The sequence below is a fragment of the Hwangdonia seohaensis genome, from assembly GCF_031932625.1.
GTDB lineage: Bacteria > Bacteroidota > Bacteroidia > Flavobacteriales > Flavobacteriaceae > Hwangdonia > Hwangdonia seohaensis.
Map to the genome: position 1 here is coordinate 1 of NZ_JAVSCK010000001.1, position 20,678 is coordinate 20,678.

The window sequence follows — 20,678 nt, forward strand, 5'->3', positions numbered from 1 at the left end:
AAAAAAACCTGAAACCCATGGCCCTGCATCCAGCCGTACTGGAAATCGGGGAGCGCCGTTGGCAAAACACGGCGGCGCCGCGGTTGTGCCCCGGGCATTTGCGCGAACCGTTACTTAATGTATGCCGTATATTATGGTATCGGTGCCCTTTTTTTTTGGGGACGGCATCGACGCCGGTTTCTGCGCGGCGCCATTTGCCGGCACGCCCGCGTTAGGGATTGTAATGGAAATCCTTTTTAAAAAGAACAAGCGGTGCATTGGGCTTTAAACTGAATTTTTGCAGATTGCCACGTCGCCAACTCCTCGCAATGACGTTTTTAAAAAGATTGTATTGGAAAGCCCGACCCCGCTTCGGGAGCCTCAGCGACCAAGCGGGGGAACGCCCAAAAAACTGTTTACATAAAGAAATTCCACACTAATCCGAAACGCACGGTGAAGTCGCGGTACGGATTGTTTGGTGCTGCGAAATAATTGTAGCCGGTGAAGGCTGCGTTGAAATGTTCGGCCTTTAAATAGATTCTGGTTTGGCGGATTTTTGCGTTTATAAAGAAATCGAACCGTGGGAAGTTGCCGTATTCCTTTTGGGTTTGCACGTAGAATTCTGCCAATAGCGGATCGTAGGCATTCATGTTATATGCCGTGAAATAGTTGAATGTTACGCCTGTTTGTAGGTACATGGCCTTTTTAAATACGTGGCTTGCGTAGTATATGGTGTTGCGCGTGGTGAGCTCGGGTACGTTTAGCACCTGGTTTTCGTCTTGGGTGTTTTGGTACATTACCGTGTTGTGCAGTGCGAATTTGCCAACTTTTATTTCTTTTTCCAGTTTGACCCTGAGATAGCTTATGGTTTTGTCGTTTTGAAAGGGCTTGATTGGGACGAACTCGCCGTCTGGAATTCCTGTGCTGTCTCTTTTAAAATAGGTGTAATCGGTTATGGTTGAATAGTCGACCAATATACTGGCTATTTTTTTTGATTTCAATTGAAATGCGAGTTGCTGCGTTTCGGTATTGTTAAAATTGTTTCGCCAATTGTAATTTATGTGATTGCTTTGGTATAGCAGTACATTGTAATTTGGTGCTTTGGAGTTGTGGTTTATGGATGCCGTTGCCGATAAATCGTTATTTAATTTGAAGGTGGCATGTGCTTTTATAAAGTTTCCTTCGAAATCGCCCGAAACGTTTACGCCCAATTCGCCATGCAATTCGAAGTTTTTAAAATGCTTGTGGTACTTTCCGCCTGCTGAAAACACATCGCCTTTTAACCTGTTGGTTATGTTGTTGCCATTTAATACGACCACTTTATTGTAACCGTAGTTGTAATTATTGTTACTTATATTGAATTGTAAATCGCCAAGTATATTGTTGCTATAATTTAATTGTAGTTGGTTGTATAGGTTTTCGAGGGTTACGCGGTCTCTGAATTTTGAACTTGAAAAGGCGGCACCAAAATAACTTGTATTTGCTGTTGATTGGTCGTATTGAAAGGATTTATCTTTTAGGGATATAATATGACCTATGCTTAGTTTGTTTTTTGAAAGCGAATCTTTTTTGTTAATAATATTATAGGCGTGCTCTAAATGAAAGCGTTTGCCCTTTAGAATGTTTTCTGCATTTTCGAAATTTACTTCTAATATGGATCGGTCTAAAAACTCTGGGGTTCCGTTCTGGAAATTTTCTACCATATCGTCTCTAAGTCCTCCATTTTCTTGGTTAAGCAAATCTTGGGTTACCATGTGTGCCCTAGCAGCGTATCGTTTGTTTTTTGTTTGGTAGTTTGTTGTGAACCTAAAATTTCCCGTACTGGTTAACAAGTGTTGGTATTTGCCCAAAGACCGTAACCCTTTATAGGCTATTGAAAAATTTAACTGCGGTGACGTATTTACCGTAAAGAAGGAATCGGCTAGTTGCCCTTGCTCGAAAGCGGATTTGTAGAGCAATTCCGTTAATGGTGTTGGTACACGGTAATAATTAATATCTTCAACCTCCATAAAATTAAAATGTCTAGCCCGAACACCGAAACTTGGCATTAAATCCGTGTTTTCAAAATTATAGGTCAAACTGTTGTAGGTTTGCCCCAGGTTTGAAAAGGGCATTAAACCAAAATTGTCTTTTCGTAGATAATTAAATTTATATTCCTTTTGGATGGTTAAAGTGGTATCGACAAAAGTTGTATCGTTTTTGTGGGAGATTATTAAATAGTCTGATATTTTGGCTTTTTCTTCTTTAGTTTTTGGATCTAATTTATCTAAGAGATTTTTTTTAGGTTTAGGTTTACCAGATGTTTTTAAACTATCTTGAGATTTTAAAGACACCGTGTCTGCCTCTTTTAATAACTTAGGTTTTACTTGCGCGTTTACATTGCTAAACGAAAACACTAAAAACAATACTAAAATTAATCTCATCATAATTTAATCTTCCGAAGCAAAAGTAATTATTTGAACGGTAATTTTAAGTAAATATTTTAAATAAAGAAAGCCGGCTAAATTAGCCGGCTTTCTTTATTTAAAATATTTGAGTACCTCTATATTAAATAGAAATGGTAAATGATTGTGATTCTCCGGTACCATAAGCAGGCCCTCCTGAAATAACGACATTCCCGTTTTGAGATAGCTCGTAAAGTGCTCCTCCATCGCCGTAAGCATCTTCAATAGTGAATGTGTAATCACCAGAAATTAAGCAAACGTCTGTACTAAATGAAGTCAATCCATCATATCCAGTACCTGAGGCTACCACAAGCCCGTTAGCATCGTTTGTTATTGACCAACTAAGCTCTTCTGGCCAAGGATCGAACGTAAAACTAACCGTTGTTAACTGCGGCCCTGATAAAGGGCATACCGCTGTATACTTAATGGTATGGCTATCTCTTGACGTATTAAGAAATGATCCATCATCTGGCAATGCTAAATCAAAAACCAGTGTTCTGGTTGGACCAATAGGCATTTCAATAAAATTAAAGCTAATTTCCTCTGAACCTACTGTCTCCCCTGCTGGAATAGTTATCGTACCGCTAAAGTTATATTCAGCTGGCAAACCTGTAGATTCTGCCGCATTTAGTACAGCCGTTATTGTTCTTGCCGTATTAGACGTTGTTGTTGATTGCACCTCTATAGCATAGGTTGTGCCCGTCTCTTCTACTTGAATATTTGCGTCTGCTTCTGCATTAAAGGAAATAGCATTTGGTATTTCTACTGGAAGTACTCCCTCTTCTTCGCAACTTACGAATGTAAACGCAAGCATCGATAAAAAAAGAAACCCGTATATTAATTTATTTTTCATACTTCTTTATATTTTTAGGTTATTATAGAGGATTTTGGTCCTCGTCATTAATATCAATGTTATTATCTAATTCACGTTTAGGTATTTGGAATAAGAATTCCTTTGCACCCGCGGCGTAATTGTCTTTACCAAAAGAAGCATGGTTAGAACCTGGATAATCTCTTTCTAGAGCCACATCGTTTCTTTTCATATCGAACCAAGCAAATCCTTCACCCCATAATTCTATTCTTCTTTGTAATAGAATTTCAGCAATTAAAGCTTGACCCGTATTTGTTGATAATGTATAACCTGAATCTCTTGTGCTTACTAAATTATAAAGTACTTGTGCTGCTTGAGAATCATTGCCGTTTCTTGCTAAAGCTTCTGCTTCGATAAGATACATTTCAGCCACACGCATGTACACGTAATCACCTTCAAAAAATGTAAAATCCCTGAATTTATAATTAATGTATGTTCCATCGTCTGCAAATGCTTGTTTTCTAGAATCAGTTGCTGGAATGGCATCATATAATCTCATGTCGATTGTTTTATGTACTCCCAATAATCCTGCATAGCCTGCGTTTAAACTTGCCACTTGTGAAAAGAAAGATGCATAAACCGTTGAAGACTCATTATTAATGTCTGATCCCCATAACCACTCTGAATTTGATATTTGCGAGAAACCTTCGTTTAACCATGCAGAAGAGCTCATTAAAGACCCTGCTGCTTTCGCTTCAGCAGCCATTTGAGCACATTTTGTATTGTTCGTTCCTGTTTCCAACAACACTCTTGCGTAAATTCCGGCAATAATAGACTTATCTAGCTTTTCTTTAGAATCTCTAACATATCCATCTACTGTCGCATATGCATTTTCTAAGTCTGCTATAATTAAATCGTATACTTCCTGTACACTGGCTCTTGAAGGAATTACTAAATCAGCTCCATCATAAAGCGGTACACCAGGAGCAGATTGATTTCCTTGGTATTTGTGTTGGTATATTCTAATTAAGTTGAAATAGCTATAAGCTCTTAATGCTTGCGCTCTGCCTCGTAAATGTACTAATCTATCATCAGTAGCATCTGCTGGTATTTGAGCAACAATTGAATTTACATTTCTTATAATAGAGTAATAAAAATTCCAAATAATTCTAGTTGTAGAGAAATCTTGGGTTCTACCTCTGTAAGCATAGTAATTTCCCATCCAATGATCAGTAACCTGTACCATATCATTAGACATTAAATCTAGACCTAGATTGATTGACATTTGACCAAAGTCGTCGTGTCTTCCACCAGTATCTTCAAAGTTTGTAGAGTATTCTCTAAAAAAGGCATATTGTCCATCTTCAACACCTGTGTTGATTGTTAAAAGCGCTTCTGGCGACGAGTTTGCCAACTCTTCTAATTGTGTTTGAGTCACATATTGTTTAGACTCTGTGTCAAGGAATTCTTTTTCACATGAGAATAAAGCAATTGCGAATAAACTTAATAAAATTTTCTTTTTCATAATTTAAAATTTAAGGTTTAAACCAAATGTAATATTTCTTACTAACGAGAAGTTAGTATCAGTATTAAGTCCTGTAAAACTTAATCTTGGATCATAGCCTTGTCTTTTAGACCATAAATAAACATTACCCGCATTAAGATATATCCTTGCAGACGTTAACCCTAACTTTTCAGTAATATTATCATTTAAATTATACGATATATTTACATCTTGCAAACTCAAGTAATCAGATTCGATTAATCTAATATTAGATGTCGCATAGTAATTTAAATCATTGTTTGGCACTACCAATGGTAAAGATGCTGTTGGATTATCAATGGTCCATGTGTTAAATACATCTTTATGTAAGTTTTCACCAGCTTCACCAGATAACAATTCTATATATGTATTGTCTCTACCGTAACCTCCAAATTGGTAAGCAAAATGTAAACCTAAACTAAAGTTTTTATAGCTAAAGCTTGTACCAAAACCACCATATAATTCAGGTAACGCGCTTTTTCCAATAAAATACTCATCGGCATCTGCCCAATCTTCTGTTACTTCTCTCTCGCCTGTTGGATTACCGTTTGTATCCAATATATCTTTATAAAATAAAGCGGCTCCATTATTAGGGTTAACCCCTGCATATTCTCTTGAGAAATACTCGAATTGAGATCTTCCTACTTCAAGTTCAAATGCGCCATTTTCAATAGTTTCTTTACCTTCTGGCAACTTTGTTATTTTGTTCTCGAAATGTGTTGCGTTAACATTAACAGACCAATTTACATCTTCTGATCTGAAAATATCAACATTAAGGCTTGCTTCGTAACCTACATTCTCCATATCACCTACATTCTCAGGGAAGCTTGGTAAACCAGAAGACGGCGGTTGTGGTGTGTTAAATAATAAACCTGACACATCTCTTTTAAAATACTCAGCATCCAAGGTAATTCTGTTATCAAATAATCCAAGTTCAAAACCTGCATTAAAGTTGGTTGAAGTTTCCCAAGTTAAATCGGGATTCCCTTGGTATTGTAAACTAAGTCCAATATTACCATTATTATTTGATACAAAGTATTGATCTTCATAAGCAATGTAGTTTCTACCAGAGTTATCAGAATATAATATTCTGTCGTTACCTTGTTGTCCGATACTTGCTTTTAGCTTAAACTCCGTTAACCAATCAGCACTGTCTAAGAATGACTCTTGAGACACTCTCCAAGCAGCTCCAGCTCCGTAAAAATCACCCCATCTATTATCAGGATGGAATACCGAAGAGGCATCTCTTCTGTAACTTGCGTTAATGAAATACTTATCACTAAAATCGTAATTTACTCTTGACAAGTACCCTTCTATACCGTAATCGAACTCGTAGTTATTTATGTACTGAAAGTTAACACCGTAATCTAACACAGATTCATTTGGTAATAAAAACTTTGTTTTTTGTGCATCTAAATATACGAATTTCTCTTCACTTGACTCATGTCCAATTAAAACATCTACGCTATGATTACCAAAGTCCTTTTTCCAAGTTAATAACTGCTGATGTGTTACCGTAAAATCTCTAGACGCTCTAGGAGTCGATCTACCCTCTACACCATAAGCATCTCCACCTAATGGCGTGTCATAACTTACTCTATTGTCATGGCGTAAGTCTGCAGACACATTGTATCTAAAAGAAAAATCATTTAAAAAGTCATACTTTAAGAAAATATTTCCATTTAAGTTATCGGCCGTTCTTCTTTTAATATCCAACAATGTAGTTGCATAAGGGTTAGCAAAAGCCGCATACCTTCTAATTTGTGGTGTACCAGTTTGTCCATCACCATAGTCGAAAACATGAACTCCGTTAGTGTCTCGAACAGGAGATCCGTCTAAATTATAACCAAATACCGGATAAATTGGTGCAATAGAACGTGTCCAAGTAAATGCACCTGCATACCCTCCTTGATCAGGAGCGTTTTGAACTGTATGTGCATAATTCATAGTACCACCAAGTGTTAGGTTTTCTTTAATTGTTTGCTCTAAAGACATATTAGCCGTAACTCTTTCAAAATTGGATTTGATGGTATATGCTTTGTCATCTTGATGACCTAAAGAGAAATAATATTTAGAATTCTCTGAACCGCCAGAAACACTTAAAAATGTTTTGGTTGAAAATGAATTATTAAACATGTAATCGTCCCAATCATCATGGTATAATAAATTTGCGCTAGGGTTTAATTTACCCGTCGCAGGATTTATTAGCTGATCATCTGGTACATCATAATTATTATACCCTAAGCTATAACCTGACCCAATATTATCTTGAATCATATTAGCTGCTGCTAAATTAGCGGCATCGGTAGGTGTTTCACCAGTAGTAATCAAGAAATTCTTCATCGCTAAAAAGTGCGCCTCGTAATACATACCAGGATCTTTAATTACGTCGTAATCTTTAGTCGCTCTTGTTAAATAAGTAGTGCTAACATCTAAGTTAACAGAAACCGCATCTCTTTTCCCCTTCTTGGTTGTAATAATAATTACACCATTAGATCCCCTACTACCATATAAGGCACCAGCAGCTGCATCTTTTAGTACTGTAAAAGATTCAATATCATTTGAGTTTATTGAGTTTATATCCCCTTGAAACGGCACTCCGTTTACAACATATAAAGGCTCGCTACTTGCGTTAATAGAACCTACACCTCTAATTCTTACAGTTGGAGCAGCACCTGGTTGTCCAGAGTTATTAATAACTTGAACACCTGCAACTTTACCAACAATACCTTGTACCACATTCGAGGTAGCAATTTTTTCCAAGGCTTCGGTTTTAACAACACCCACAGAACCTGTTAAGGCTTCTTTCTTCTGTGTACCATAAGCAACAACAACCACTTCATCTAGAGCAGCTATGTCTTCTTGCATGGAAATGTTAATTGTATTGCTTGCTCCAATAGTAGATTCAACGTTTTTCATTCCTACAAACGAAAAAACCAGAACCTCTCCAGTTGAAGCTTTAATGGTATACTTACCATCAAAATCTGTTTGCGCTCCCCTAGTTGTTCCTTTAACTATTACGCTTACTCCAGGCAACGGTAAACCATCCATAGATGATGTTACTTCTCCTGAAATAGATCTCTCTTGTGCATTAGAGAATTGAATTGAAAACGCCATTATTAGCGTCAACAACCATGTCAACTTTAATTTCATATAACAATTATTTTGAGTTAGTCAACCGCAAACATCTTAATAATATCTTAAATAAGCAAAGAAATACACTAAAAAAATGTTAACTAAAGCAATAATTAACATCTGTTCAAATGTGTACTTAATAAAAATACAGGGGTATCAATTAATATAATTTTAAAATTATTTACAAAAACTAAGAATTCAATAAGCAATATTACGTTTTTCGCATAAATCGAAATAAATTTATTATGTATGCATAATAAATAGTTGTAAAAACTATAGATTTGGCAATATTTATACCCATGTTGTTAAAAAACTATTCAAATAAGATATTGGAATGTGGCACAGATGAAGCCGGCCGTGGTTGTCTTGCAGGTCCCGTAACCGCTGCTGCCGTTATACTTCCCCAGGATTTTTTAAATGAAATCCTAAATGATTCCAAACAATTAAGTGAGAAAAAACGAGACTTATTACAGCCCATAATAGAAACTGAGGCCTTAACCTTTGGTGTTGCGCATATATTTGAAGACGACATAGACACCATAAATATTTTGAATGCTTCCATTTTAGCCATGCATAAATCGATAAATAAGCTAAATCGAGTTCCCGAATACATTATAGTTGATGGCAATAAATTCAAACCGTACAACAATATCCCGTTTAAAACCATAGTTAAAGGCGATAGTAAATATTTAAGTATTGCCGCAGCTTCAGTGTTGGCAAAAACACATCGCGATTTGTATATGGATAAAATCCACGAGGAATTCCCCATGTACAATTGGAAACAAAATAAAGGTTACCCCACCAAAGAACACCGTGAAGCCATTAAAAAATATGGTATTACCAAATACCACAGAAAATCGTTTAGGTTATTGCCCGAACAATTAAAACTTAATATTTAGGTTTATTACTTTAATGCTATTCGATTTTCTATGGCATTCCACCTTTTTTAAGATGAAAAATATGTAGGTTTGTAGAATTAATAATTTCTTAAAGCGAAATTAATTATTAAGATTCCTGTTTTTATCGGGAATTACAGTTTCAACGAAAACCTTTTGGCTAAGCACCAAGGAATTCTTTTTTAAATAATGCCTCACATGAGATTTTTTTGTTTTGCCCTCTTCATAGTAGTATTTAGTTGCTCTAAACATAAAACAACCCGAACCAAATTAAATCATTTAATTCCAGAACACAGCTCGGTAATCTTAAAAGCTTCAAATATCGAAAGTTTAAAAAGTGCTCTTCAAAACAATGATTTTATTCAAAAACTATCAAAAACCAATTCCTATAAAACTTTGGAAAGTAAACTTGAGGCTTTATCGCTTTTACACCCTAAAGGCGATTTGCTTGTGTGTTTTTCAAATGATGAGACAGACAGCCTTCAATATTCCGTTGTAACAAAATATCACAAAAACCTATTCAAAACAGACTCTTTAGCTAATTATATTGAAGAAACGCTAACTCATAAAAACACCACCATAACAAAATCCAATCTAAACAACAACACATTTTATAGCGCCGTTGTAGACAGCATGTTTTTTGCATCATCTTCAAAAAAAACCGTTGACGCTGCTTTTTTACACGTTAATAGAAATGCTGAATTGGAAAAAATTTACAACACCACGGGCCAAAACAAATCTCTATCGCTTATAATGAAGTCCGACAATGCGTTTATAAAAACGTTATTTATTGAAGATTCCATTCCCCTTAAAAATTTCTCAAACTATTTTGCCGTTGATGCCGATATTAGTCAAGATGAAATTTTAATTAACGGGATTACAAAAGCAACCGATTCATCAGAAAGTTTAATTCATGTTTTCAAAAATACGGTCCCGCAAGAAAATCAGATTCAAAATATAACCCCTTCAAATAGCGATGGTTTTATGAGCTTTACTTTTGACGATTTTAATGCTTTTGAAACCAACTTATCAAAATTCAACAAAAAAGATTCGATTGCAAGCTCCACGCTTTTCGATAATATTGCTGAAATTGGTGTAATTTTTGAAGATGCACAACGCGCCATAGCTTTAAACTCCATTGATGTTATTGCCACCAAAGATGCTTTGTTGAGCGAATTGAATATTATTGACACTTACAGGCAAATTGAAATTTATAGTTTTAGCGAAACGGAATTATTTTCTAACACATTTTACCCATTAATCACCTATAACAGTGCCACAAAATATTGTGTGTTGGACAATTTTTTTGTGTTTGCTGAAAACATGGAGCTACTCCAAAATATTATTGCCAATTACCAAAACAAAACCACGTTAAGCCAACAATCTTATTTTAAAGACATTAAAGCAAATCTGAGCGACCAGTCCTCGTTATTAATGGTTGTGAATCCGTCTATTTTAAAAAGCATTTTGGATAAAAACCTCCAAAACAGTTCAAATTACAATTTAGACAAATACAGCGCTTCGGCTTTACAATTTATATACGACACCAATTTTGCACATGTAAATGGCATTATTAAAAAAGCAAAAACCAGAGGCTACCAAAACTCCATTTCCGAGGAGTTTAATATTAAATTAGATGCCGATTTATTAAACCAACCTCAATTTGTTACAAACCACATTACCAAGCAAAAAGAGATTGTTGTACAAGATGTAAATAACAAGCTGTATTTAATTTCTAACAAAGGAAGAATCCTGTGGAAAAAACAATTACAAGGTGCTGTTTTAGGCAATATCGAGCAAATTGATATTTATAAAAACGGCAGACTTCAACTTGTGTTTGCAACCCCAAATAGAATTTATGTGATTGACCGAAACGGTAACGATGTGGCGCCATTTCCTAAAAAATTCAATGATAAAATTACGCAACCACTTTCGGTTTTCGATTACGATAAAAAGAAAAATTACAGGCTAATGGTTACCCAAAACAAAAAAGTGTTTATGTACAATGTTAAGGCAAACATTGTAAACGGATTTACATTTAAATCTGCCAACAAAACCATCAATAGCCAACCAAAACATTTTAGAATGAGCGGTAAGGATTATTTAACCTTTAAAACCGAAGACCACCTTTATATTTTAGATCGCACCGGAAAAACCAGGGTTAAACCAAAAACTTCTGTGAATTTCTCAAACCAAGCCGTATATCTTTATAATAACAAGTTTACCACAACAACGCTTAATGGCGAATTGGTATCGGTTGATACCAGAGGCAATACGGCAACTCAAAATTTAAACCTTTCGGACCATCACCATTTAGAAACCACAAGCAAAACATTGGTTACGCTTACCGATAATAAACTCACCATTAAAAACAGAACGATTGAGCTTGATTTTGGCAATTACACCCCTCCAAAAATATTTTATTTGAACGATAAAATTTATGTTTCGGTAACCGATTTGCAATCTCAAAAAATTCACCTTTTCGATAGTCAGGCTAAACCCATTTCAAACTTTCCGGTTTACGGCAATTCCCAAATAAGCTTAGATAATATCGACAAAGACAGAAATTTAGAATTTGTTACAAAAGGAGATAGCGACGCCATCATTTTATATCAAATGAATTAATTTCTATGTTAAATGTAAATTAAGGTTTTGCAATTGCAAACTAATTTTTATCTTTAGGCAGCTATTAATCACTCATTTACAATGAAACTATCTACAAACGGATTGCGTTTGCCCCTTTTAGGGGTGGCGGTATTTTTTATTATATCGCATTCTTACGCACAAACCAAACAATTAAAACGTCCAAAAAGCAAAGTCAACCTCTCTAGTGTCGATAATTTTGTAACCCAATCTTTCGATTTGTACGACAAAGTATACAAATACGATGGTTACGCCGCAGCAGGCACACCGCTAGACGATAATGATATTGATGTTTTGGAAGATGCTTTGGATGATTTATCCGGATTAAGCGACAGCGCTCCAGATATTTTAAGCGATATTGACGGCGCCAGTGTTTTAAAGCAAGCTAAAGCTACGTTGCAAATTAATAAGGCAAAAAAAGCTTTATCGTATAGTATAAAAACGGCTAAGGAATTGCTTCTCGGTCAGCGCGAACGCGATGAAACAGAAGATGATCCTGAGAATGATACCTCCACAAGCGATGAAGAATCAAATAGCTCATCGGGATCTTCCAACGAAAATGATGATACTGAGGAAGATAATTCTAATATTTCAGACGATTTAGAAATCTATAGCAAATTTGATTATGTTCCCGGTGATAAATTATTGTTTTTTGATGATTTCTCGCAAGATTATGTTGGCGATTTCCCAAGTAAATGGAATACCAATGCATCGGGAGAGGTTGTAAAAATTGGCGACAAGGGCAATTGGTTCGAGTTAAAAACAGGCTACGGCGTTTATTATATTCCAGACGTAAAGGATTTACCCGAGGATTACACCATAGAATTCGATTTGCTAACTAAAGGCCTTGGCCGGCAAACCTCGTCTACCGCCAGATTTCACATCATTTTAAGCGACAACAATACGTTTAACGATGGTTTAGCCCATTATGCTAAAATCAATATTCCTTTAGGGCAATATGGTGCTTTTGGCTTTAGGGCAAAAAACTATTTTAACAGAGGCGGCGGCTCAATAAACACCGATATTAAAGCAGATATTAGAAAAGCCGTATTAAACCAACCACATATAGCTATTTCGGTTACTAAAAAGCGTTTCAGGCTTTGGGTGAACGAAACCAAATATGTCGATATTCCCAGGTTTATTGAAGAAGAAAATGTACTTAAGTATTTAAAATTCCATCTGAATAATTTAAAGGACAATGAAGAGCATCTTTTTATTTCAAATTTAAAGGTAGCTGAAGGTGGTGTAGATTTAAGACGCGAACTGTTAAGCAAGGGCAAAGTTTCGACCAACGGTATTCTGTTCGATTCGGGTTCGGCAAAAATCAAAGCACAATCTTACGGTATAATTCGTCAAATCTCGCAGGTTTTAATGCAGGACGAAAGCATTAAACTAAACATTATTGGACATACCGATGCAGATGGAAGCGATTCGGTAAATTTAGAACTATCAAAAAACAGGGCAAACGCTGTGAAAGAAGCTTTAATAAAAGTTTATAAAATATCCGGGAATCGTTTACAAACCGATGGCAAAGGCGAAACCCAACCCGTAGACGATAATAGCACGGCCAAGGGAAAAGCCCAAAACAGACGTGTGGAATTTGTAAAAATATAACGATAACCAAATCTAAAGTCCTCAAATCTAGAACGCTAAAACTATATGTTTTGGCGTTCTTTTTTTATGCTTTTTGTTTTGAAATCACTACTATTGCAGTCTTAATATTCTATACATGATTTCAAGAAAAAACGCCTCCATTTCAAAATTTATCATTCATAAAGTCGGTAACAAATTTAACGATACAAAAAATGCGTTTTCAGATAAACTAGTCGATTTTGATGAAGCCAGTTACGACTTAATGTTGCCTTTCCTGTTAAGACCTTTTGGTAGCGTGGTGCAAAGCTATCGTTTTAACCATCATGCCAATATTGCCTTAAATGAAATTAATAGTTATGCCTCTCAAATGTTTAATGAAGACGAGGCTTATGTTGAAGTTTCAAAACATATCGTAACGCATTTATACGAGCAATCAACTTCGGCCCAAATAAAAACGGGCGATGTTTTAATCGTGATGTTTGAAGGTATAGAATTTGCAGAAATGACCACAAATGCCATCGGCATTTTTAAAATTGAAAACAAGGTAAACTTCTTTCAAACCTATTTGGAAAATAACAGTTACGATGTGTTGGTTCAAAAAGGAATCAGCTCAAAAAAAGTAGATAAAGGCTGTTTAATTTTAAACCAAAGCGATACTGAAGGCAGCATTGTTTTAAGTGTAGATAATAATGGTTACGATGCCCAATATTGGACCAACCAATTTTTGAATATTAAGTATGCCGACGATGCCAACAACCACACCCAGCAATATATTGAACTGTGTAAAGAGTTTTCTACCGAGGTTTTAAAAACCAGTTACGGCGCACAAGAACAAAACACGTTTTTAGCAAAAACCATCGATTTTTTTAAAGAAAATGAAGTGGTAAACGTTGAGCGTTTTAAAGAAGAACTTTTTGAAGAAGAAAAACAGATAAGGGAATTTGAAGATTATAAAAAAGAGTTTGAAGGCGAGCAAAACATTGTTATTCGAAATCAGTTTGATGTCGCTGAAAGAGTGGTAACCAAAGAAAAACGCAAGATTAAAACCGATATTAAACTCGATACCAAAATTCAAATAAAACTGGATATCGATGCGCCCGATGCCTCTGCCGAATATTTAGAACGCGGTTACGACGACGAAAAGAAAATGCATTATTACAAGGTGTTTTTTAATGCTGAGGCTTAATTTTACGGCGTAGAATTAGAAACCTGCAACAGTTTACCATTGTAATATTTATTGCCGTTTAATGAAAAATCGAAAATATATTGTGCCATTTCCAAAGCTGTGGTTGGTGCAACATACCCAGGAAAGGCCTCTTCCAACATTTCGGTTTGTACAGCGCCTAATGCCAGCACGTTAAACGAAACACCTGATTCTTTATATTCTTCAGCGAGCAATTCCGTTAACGTAATAACGGCGGCTTTACTGGAACTGTAAGCGGCCAACCCGGGAAATTTCATACTGCCTTGCACGCCGCCCATCGAGCTTATGGTAACTACATGACTGTTGTTTTTCATAAAGGGCAACACAACTCGTGTTAGTTCCGCAACTCCAAAAACGTTGGTTTTGTAAACGTATTCAAAATCTGATATAGATGTTTCGGCAAATGCTTTGTTTATTAGCGCACCGGCATTGTTGATTAGCACATCTACTTGTTGCCAATTTTCTTTTACAAAAGCTTCAACTTTACGGTATGCTTTTGCGTCAGACAAATCAAACGACATCGTACTAACATGTTCCAATTGTAAGTCTTTAATTGGTTTTTCATTCCGCGAAAGCGCCAAAACTTTGTGCCCTGCTTTTGCAAATAGTTTTACCAACTCAAACCCTATACCTCTACTTGTTCCTGTAATTATTATGTTACTCATCGTTCATTTTTATGTCCTGTGTTGGTGCATTTATCATGCCTTCCAAAGCAGGAATCATTAGATTAATAAAATTCGTCATGTGCTTAAAATCCATTTTATCGGCTTCGTCATCTACATGGTGGTAATAATCAAAATTTGTAAAATCGAAAGTAGAAATGGCGTGTGCCGGTATTTTGAATGCTTGATAAAATGGATAATTATCAGACCTTTTAAACAGTTGGAACTCTTTAGCTTTAGGAAAAAATCCAATTAGTTCTTTTCCACCGTACTCGTTTAACTTTTGTCCCATATTCGATCTTTCGTAACCCGATATATAGGCCGTTATTTCATCCTCTGCCCTAGGTACGCCAATCATTTCAAAATTAATCATGGTATACAAATTGAGGTTTTCCTCTTTTAGCCTTTTAGCTAAATGGCTTGAGCCTTTCAACCCCATTTCCTCTGCTGAAAACAAAGTAAAAAGCACACTGCGCTTATTACTTTTTGTTTTTGAAAAGTATTTGGCCCATTTTAAAACGGCAACAGTTCCCGAGGCATCATCGTTTGCTCCATTGGCAATACTGTCGCCATTTACAGCTTCACCATACCCGATATGATCGTAGTGCGCACCAAGTATAACAAACTCGTTTTTAAGTTTTGGGTCGTTCCCTTCAACATAGCCAACCATGTTATAACCTATAATTTCCTTTAAATTAAAACTATCCCGATACGTTTTAAAAAAGGGTTTTACCTTGTTTTTTTTGAAGAAATCCTCAATAAAAACCGCTGCTTTTTCTATGCCTTCACTTCCTGTATTTCTGCCTTCTAAATCATCCGAAGCTAAATATTCCAAGCTTGATTTTACGTTTTTTTCTGAAATAACAAAAGTTGCCGGTGTTTTTTGAGTTACCTCTTTAGCTTCACTCATGTTAGCTTCAGGTTGAACTATTGTTTTTTGAGCACTGCAACTTAAAATTGTAGTTATTGCGATAATGCCTAATTGTATTTTCATGTTATAATTTTAAAAATTTAAAGATAAAAAAAACCTGCTTCAATTGTTATGAAACAGGTTTTATATTATATAGTTTTCTGCTTTCGCAGGACATTTTATACAAGCATCGTCACAGGGTTTTCAATATATCCTTTAAGGGTTTGCAAGAATAAAGACCCGGTAGCTCCATCAACCGTTCTGTGGTCGCAGGCCAAACATAATTTCATAGTATTTCCCGGTACCACTTGTCCATTTTTCACAACCGGTTTTTGCACAATGGCGCCAACAGATAGTATGGCTGAATTTGGCTGATTGATAATAGACGTAAAGCTTTCTATACCAAACATACCAAGGTTTGAAACCGTAAAGGTGCTACCCTCCATTTCGTCGAGCGTTAACTTTTTATTTCTTGCTCTTCCAGCAAAATTTTTAACGGCGGCATTAAGTTGTGGCAAGGATTGTTCATTGGCAAATTTCACAACCGGAACAACCAATCCATCTGGCACAGCAACCGCTACGCCAATATGCACGTGGTTATTCAAGCGCATTTTATCATCAAACCACTGCGAATTTACTTGCGGGTGTTGTTTTAAAGCCAATGCACAGGCCTTTACAATCATATCATTAAAGGATATTTTTGTATCTGGCAAGGTATTGAATTGCTCGCGGAACGCTATTGCATTGTCCATATCGAACTCCACATTTAAGTAATAATGTGGTGCTGTAAATTTGGATTTTGCCAAGTTTTTAGCAATGGCTTTGCGCATATTTGAGTTTGCAACCTCATCAAAATCTTCTTGTCCGGAAGGCACAAATTTACCCACAGAGGCAGCCGATGCTGCAGGTGTATAATTTTCAATATCGCGTTTTATAATTCGTCCGTTTTCTCCTGAACCTTGAACTTGCGATAGATTAATACCTTTTTCTTCTGCCATTTTTTTAGCTAATGGCGAGACATATAAGCGTCCGCCATCCACAACAGGTGTTGGCGTTGGTGCACTAGGTCTTTGGGTCGATGCTGACGTTGGCGCAGGTTTAGACACCTCTTTTTTAGGCTCTGCCTTAGGTGCTTCTTCCGTTTTAGCCGGTGCCGAAGATGTTGCAAAATTAGCGGCTACGCCCGAAACATCTGTTCCCGCGGGGCCAATAATTGCCAATAGCGCATCTACTTTTGCCGATTCTCCTTCTTGCAAACCGATTTCCAATAGCGTTCCTGATTGGAAAGATTCGAATTCCATGGTGGCTTTATCGGTTTCAATTTCAGCTAGAATATCGCCTTCTTCAACCGTATCGCCTACTTTTTTTAACCAGGTTGCTACAGTACCTTCTTCCATGGTATCGCTTAAACGCGGCATGGTTACTACTATAACGCCTTCAGGTAAATCTGCTTCTGTTGAAGTCTCTTCTTTTGATTCCGTTTCAGCTGGCGCTTTTTCCTCTTCTTTTGATTCTTCTTTCGCTTCCGCGGAAGCGTTAGCCGTTCCATTTATTAAATCGGAAATATCTTCGCCTTCATCGCCTATAATGGCCAAAAGCTCATCCACTTTTGTGGTTTCACCTTCTTGAACACCAATATGAAGCAAAGTGCCTTCGTTAAAAGATTCAAATTCCATAGTAGCTTTATCGGTTTCAATTTCCGCTAAAATATCACCTTCTTCTACCTTATCACCTACTTTTTTTAACCAAGCCGCAACGGTACCCTCTTCCATGGTGTCGCTTAAACGTGGCATATTTACTACTATTGCCATAGCTTATAATTTATGTTGTATAAATGGATAATCTTCTTGTTCGTATACTGCATCGTACATCACATTCTTTTCAGGGAACGGCGACTCTTCAGCAAATTTTTCACATTCTGAAACTAAAGCTTTAACACGTTTATCGATTACTTTAATATCGTCTTCTGTGGCATATTTCTTTTCTATAATAACATCCTTAATTTGGGTAATAGGATCGATTTTTTTGTATTCTTCAACCTCATCTTTGGTTCTATAATGTTGGGCGTCACTCATGGAGTGCCCTCTGTAACGGTATGTTTTAAGCTCTAAAAATGTTGGCCCATCGCCACGACGTGCGCGTTGAATGGCTTCATCAAAAGCTTCTGCAACCTTTATGGGATTCATCCCATCAACTGGCCCACAAGGCATTTCGTAGCCTTTACCAAGTTTCCATATTTCTGAATGGTTTGCGGTTCTTTCCACCGAGGTTCCCATGGCATAACCATTATTTTCGCAAACAAATACTACCGGTAATTTCCAAAGCATGGCCATATTAAAGGTTTCATGCAACGAGCCCTGTCTTGCGGCACCATCGCCAAAACAGCATAAAGTTACGCCATCTACACCGTGGTATTTATCGCCAAAGGCAATTCCAGCGCCTAAAGGAATTTGTCCGCCAACTATACCGTGACCACCATAAAAACGGTGTTCTTTAGAAAAAATGTGCATAGAGCCACCTAAACCTTGTGAGGTTCCGGTTGCTTTTCCAAAAAGTTCGGCCATAACGCGCCTTGGATCTACACCCATGCCGATGGGCTGCACGTGGTTACGGTATGCCGTAATCATTTTGTCCTTAGTTAAATCCATAGCGTGTAAAGCACCTGCCAAAACAGCTTCTTGACCGTTATACAAATGAAGAAACCCTCTTACCTTTTGTTGTATATATGCTGCAGCTAATTTATCTTCAAATTTTCTCCAGAACAACATGTCTTCATACCATTTTAGGTATACTTCTTTAGTTATTTTTTGCATTTAGTTTATTATTTAGATCTAAAATAATACTCCAGATTAATCATCTCGAGATTTCAAAATATACCGTTCCAATTTAAAATTGAAACAAGCGAATAACAAAAGTAACACTTTAGTCATTAATGAAAAAACTGAAAATAGTAAATTTTATACTAAAACGTTATAGTACAGATTTATCAAACACCAAAGGCAGTAAATTTGCCAAGGAATTAGACTTAGCTACTTTACCCGTTTCGCCCATAAAATAAATTTCAATAGGTGTGTGTTGCTTTACTTCGTACTCTGCTATGGTTTGTCGGCATGCACCACATGGCGGAATGGGACTTGTTGTTTTATTTTTTTTGGAACCCGCCGTAATAGCCATTCTTACTATTTTGGCTTCAGGGTATTTTGCGCCTGCATAATAAATGGCCGTTCGTTCGGCACATAAGCCCGAAGGATACGAGGCATTTTCTTGATTACTTCCTATAATTATTTCGTTATTATCTAAAAGAATCGCGGCACCGACATTAAATTTTGAATAGGGCGCATAGGCATTTTCCCTAGCTTCAATGGCTTTATGCATTAATTTTACAACATCTTTTGGTACCTCACTTAAATCCTCAAAAACATAGAGTGTTGATTCTATTTTTACTTCCTTCATCGTGTATGTATTATTCGTTGTCCGTTTATTAACTGAAAATAAAACCATAAGAATGGCCATCTTAAACGGAATCCCAAATGCTGTGCATCGCGGAATTATTTTTCAATATAAACAAAAAAACTATTGTTTTGCGACAATAGTTTTTTATAAATAATTTATTTGGTGTAAGATTAAAACTCATTATAAGTACCGGCGCCAATATTAAAGGTTAATGAAAAGCGCAATGTATTTTCTAAAGGACTTTGTACTTTTGAAGCTGAAAACAAATACGACAAGTCGATATTAACCACATTGTATTTGAATCCTGCACCAAGGGCTAAAAACTTTCTTGCCCCTTTATCTTCACTTTCGTTAAAATAACCCGCTCTAAAGGCAAACGAATCTTGATATAAATATTCGGCTCCTAATGACCACGTGAACTCTTTTAACTCTTCGCTAAACCCGTCTGGGGCATCGCCGAACGATTGAAACATACCTGTTAAAAAACTCACGTCTGGATCTTTGCCCTTTACAATTATGGTTGGTTCGCTTCCATCTGTGGCTTGGGTTCCGTTACCATCTTCGTCAACAAACCCATAAACCGGTGGTGTTGGCACTAATAGTTTACCAACCTCGGCCGTTACGGCTATTTTATTATAATCATCAAAAATAAAATCGAAACCTGTACCTAAACGAAGTATCGTAGGTTGGAAATTTTCTTGTCCGCCTTCATCGTATTTAAACTTTGGCCCGATGTTTTGAATGGCGAATCCCATTCTCCAGCGTCCGTTAAAATCGTTATACGCTTCTTCTTCGCTTTGATAAAAGCCTGAAATATCTACTCCAAAAGTACTCGCAGCAGCGGTATCGTTATTTCCGGTATCTAATTTTAAATCGGAACGCAGATAGCGCATGGCTACCGACATAGCGAATTGATCTGTTAATCGTAAAGCATAAGATGCATCAATAGTTAATTCGTTGGGTCTTTGAATTAATGCTTGGGAAAATTCATCTTGAACAAATTCAATATCTCCTAAAGAAAAATATTTAAAACTAGCTGCAAAGGCACTACGCTCATCCAATCGGTTAAAATAGGTAACGTTTCCTAAAAAAATATCATTAACCAATTTACTTAAATAAGGTGTGTAACTTACTGCTAGACCTGATTTTGATTCTGAGAATACATATTTTGATGAGTTCCATTGCTGCGAAAAAGCATCAACCGAAGTGGCTACACCCATATCGCCCATAGAAGCGGCTCGGGCATCTGGTGCTATTAAAACAAATGGTACTCCTGTGGTAATTACGCGTCTTTCTTGGTTATCAAAAATAATAGTTTCGCCTTGAGCATTTATTTTTAATACAAAAGCAAATGCCATTAATAGCAATATTCCGTTCTTCATGGGATAGTTTTATTTAACAAATA

The 20,678-nt window shown here is 36.5% G+C and carries 14 protein-coding genes; 4 read left to right on the top strand and 10 right to left on the bottom strand.

The window, feature by feature from the left end:
- Nucleotides 1–395: 395 nt before the first annotated feature.
- From RNZ47_RS00005 to RNZ47_RS00020, 4 genes are all read right to left on the bottom strand, one after another.
- Complete coding sequence (locus RNZ47_RS00005) at nucleotides 396–2,405, bottom strand: putative porin (protein ID WP_311934855.1); 2,010 nt, start codon at nucleotides 2,403–2,405, stop codon at nucleotides 396–398.
- Nucleotides 2,406–2,526: 121 nt separating this feature from the next.
- Nucleotides 2,527–3,237, bottom strand: a complete 711-nt coding sequence (locus RNZ47_RS00010; protein WP_311934857.1) for a hypothetical protein — start codon at nucleotides 3,235–3,237, stop codon at nucleotides 2,527–2,529.
- Nucleotides 3,238–3,298: 61 nt separating this feature from the next.
- Complete coding sequence (locus RNZ47_RS00015) at nucleotides 3,299–4,759, bottom strand: RagB/SusD family nutrient uptake outer membrane protein (RefSeq protein WP_311934859.1); 1,461 nt, start codon at nucleotides 4,757–4,759, stop codon at nucleotides 3,299–3,301.
- A gap of 3 nt (nucleotides 4,760–4,762) precedes the next feature.
- The gene (locus RNZ47_RS00020) at nucleotides 4,763–7,930 is read right to left on the bottom strand and encodes a SusC/RagA family TonB-linked outer membrane protein (RefSeq protein ID WP_311934861.1); all 3,168 of its coding nucleotides are present in this window, start codon (nucleotides 7,928–7,930) and stop codon (nucleotides 4,763–4,765) included.
- A 281-nt stretch (nucleotides 7,931–8,211) separates the two neighbouring features.
- Here RNZ47_RS00020 and rnhB point away from each other — a divergent pair, with 281 nt between their 5' ends.
- The 4 genes from rnhB (at nucleotide 8,212) to RNZ47_RS00040 (ending at nucleotide 14,230) form a co-directional block, all read left to right on the top strand.
- Nucleotides 8,212–8,811 carry a ribonuclease HII gene (gene rnhB, locus RNZ47_RS00025; protein WP_311937454.1) on the top strand — a complete coding sequence of 200 codons (600 nt, stop codon included), beginning with the start codon at nucleotides 8,212–8,214 and terminating at the stop codon, nucleotides 8,809–8,811.
- A gap of 195 nt (nucleotides 8,812–9,006) precedes the next feature.
- Nucleotides 9,007–11,433 carry a ribonuclease HII gene (locus tag RNZ47_RS00030; protein WP_311934864.1) on the top strand — a complete coding sequence of 809 codons (2,427 nt, stop codon included), beginning with the start codon at nucleotides 9,007–9,009 and terminating at the stop codon, nucleotides 11,431–11,433.
- A gap of 81 nt (nucleotides 11,434–11,514) precedes the next feature.
- Nucleotides 11,515–13,065 carry an OmpA family protein gene (locus RNZ47_RS00035; RefSeq protein ID WP_311934865.1) on the top strand — a complete coding sequence of 517 codons (1,551 nt, stop codon included), beginning with the start codon at nucleotides 11,515–11,517 and terminating at the stop codon, nucleotides 13,063–13,065.
- Between the two features lie 115 nt (nucleotides 13,066–13,180).
- Nucleotides 13,181–14,230, top strand: coding sequence for a nucleoid-associated protein (locus RNZ47_RS00040; RefSeq protein WP_311934867.1), 1,050 nt, complete (start codon nucleotides 13,181–13,183; stop codon nucleotides 14,228–14,230).
- Between the two features lie 2 nt (nucleotides 14,231–14,232).
- Here RNZ47_RS00040 and RNZ47_RS00045 read toward each other — a convergent pair whose 3' ends face one another.
- From RNZ47_RS00045 to porV, 6 genes are all read right to left on the bottom strand, one after another.
- A complete protein-coding gene (locus RNZ47_RS00045; RefSeq protein WP_311934869.1) occupies nucleotides 14,233–14,913 on the bottom strand; it encodes an SDR family NAD(P)-dependent oxidoreductase in 681 nt (226 codons plus the stop codon).
- The gene (locus RNZ47_RS00050; RefSeq protein WP_311934871.1) at nucleotides 14,906–15,904 is read right to left on the bottom strand and encodes a M28 family metallopeptidase; all 999 of its coding nucleotides are present in this window, start codon (nucleotides 15,902–15,904) and stop codon (nucleotides 14,906–14,908) included. Before RNZ47_RS00050 ends, RNZ47_RS00045 begins: the two co-directional genes overlap by 8 nt.
- 95 nt (nucleotides 15,905–15,999) lie before the next feature.
- A complete protein-coding gene (locus tag RNZ47_RS00055; protein WP_311934873.1) occupies nucleotides 16,000–17,631 on the bottom strand; it encodes a dihydrolipoamide acetyltransferase family protein in 1,632 nt (543 codons plus the stop codon).
- A gap of 3 nt (nucleotides 17,632–17,634) precedes the next feature.
- On the bottom strand, nucleotides 17,635–18,633 hold the full coding sequence (pdhA, locus tag RNZ47_RS00060) for a pyruvate dehydrogenase (acetyl-transferring) E1 component subunit alpha (protein ID WP_311934876.1): 999 nt from the start codon (nucleotides 18,631–18,633) through the stop codon (nucleotides 17,635–17,637).
- Between the two features lie 157 nt (nucleotides 18,634–18,790).
- Complete coding sequence (cdd, locus tag RNZ47_RS00065; protein ID WP_311934877.1) at nucleotides 18,791–19,273, bottom strand: cytidine deaminase; 483 nt, start codon at nucleotides 19,271–19,273, stop codon at nucleotides 18,791–18,793.
- A gap of 170 nt (nucleotides 19,274–19,443) precedes the next feature.
- Nucleotides 19,444–20,655, bottom strand: a complete 1,212-nt coding sequence (porV, locus tag RNZ47_RS00070; RefSeq protein WP_311934878.1) for a type IX secretion system outer membrane channel protein PorV — start codon at nucleotides 20,653–20,655, stop codon at nucleotides 19,444–19,446.
- Nucleotides 20,656–20,678 lie beyond the last annotated feature (23 nt).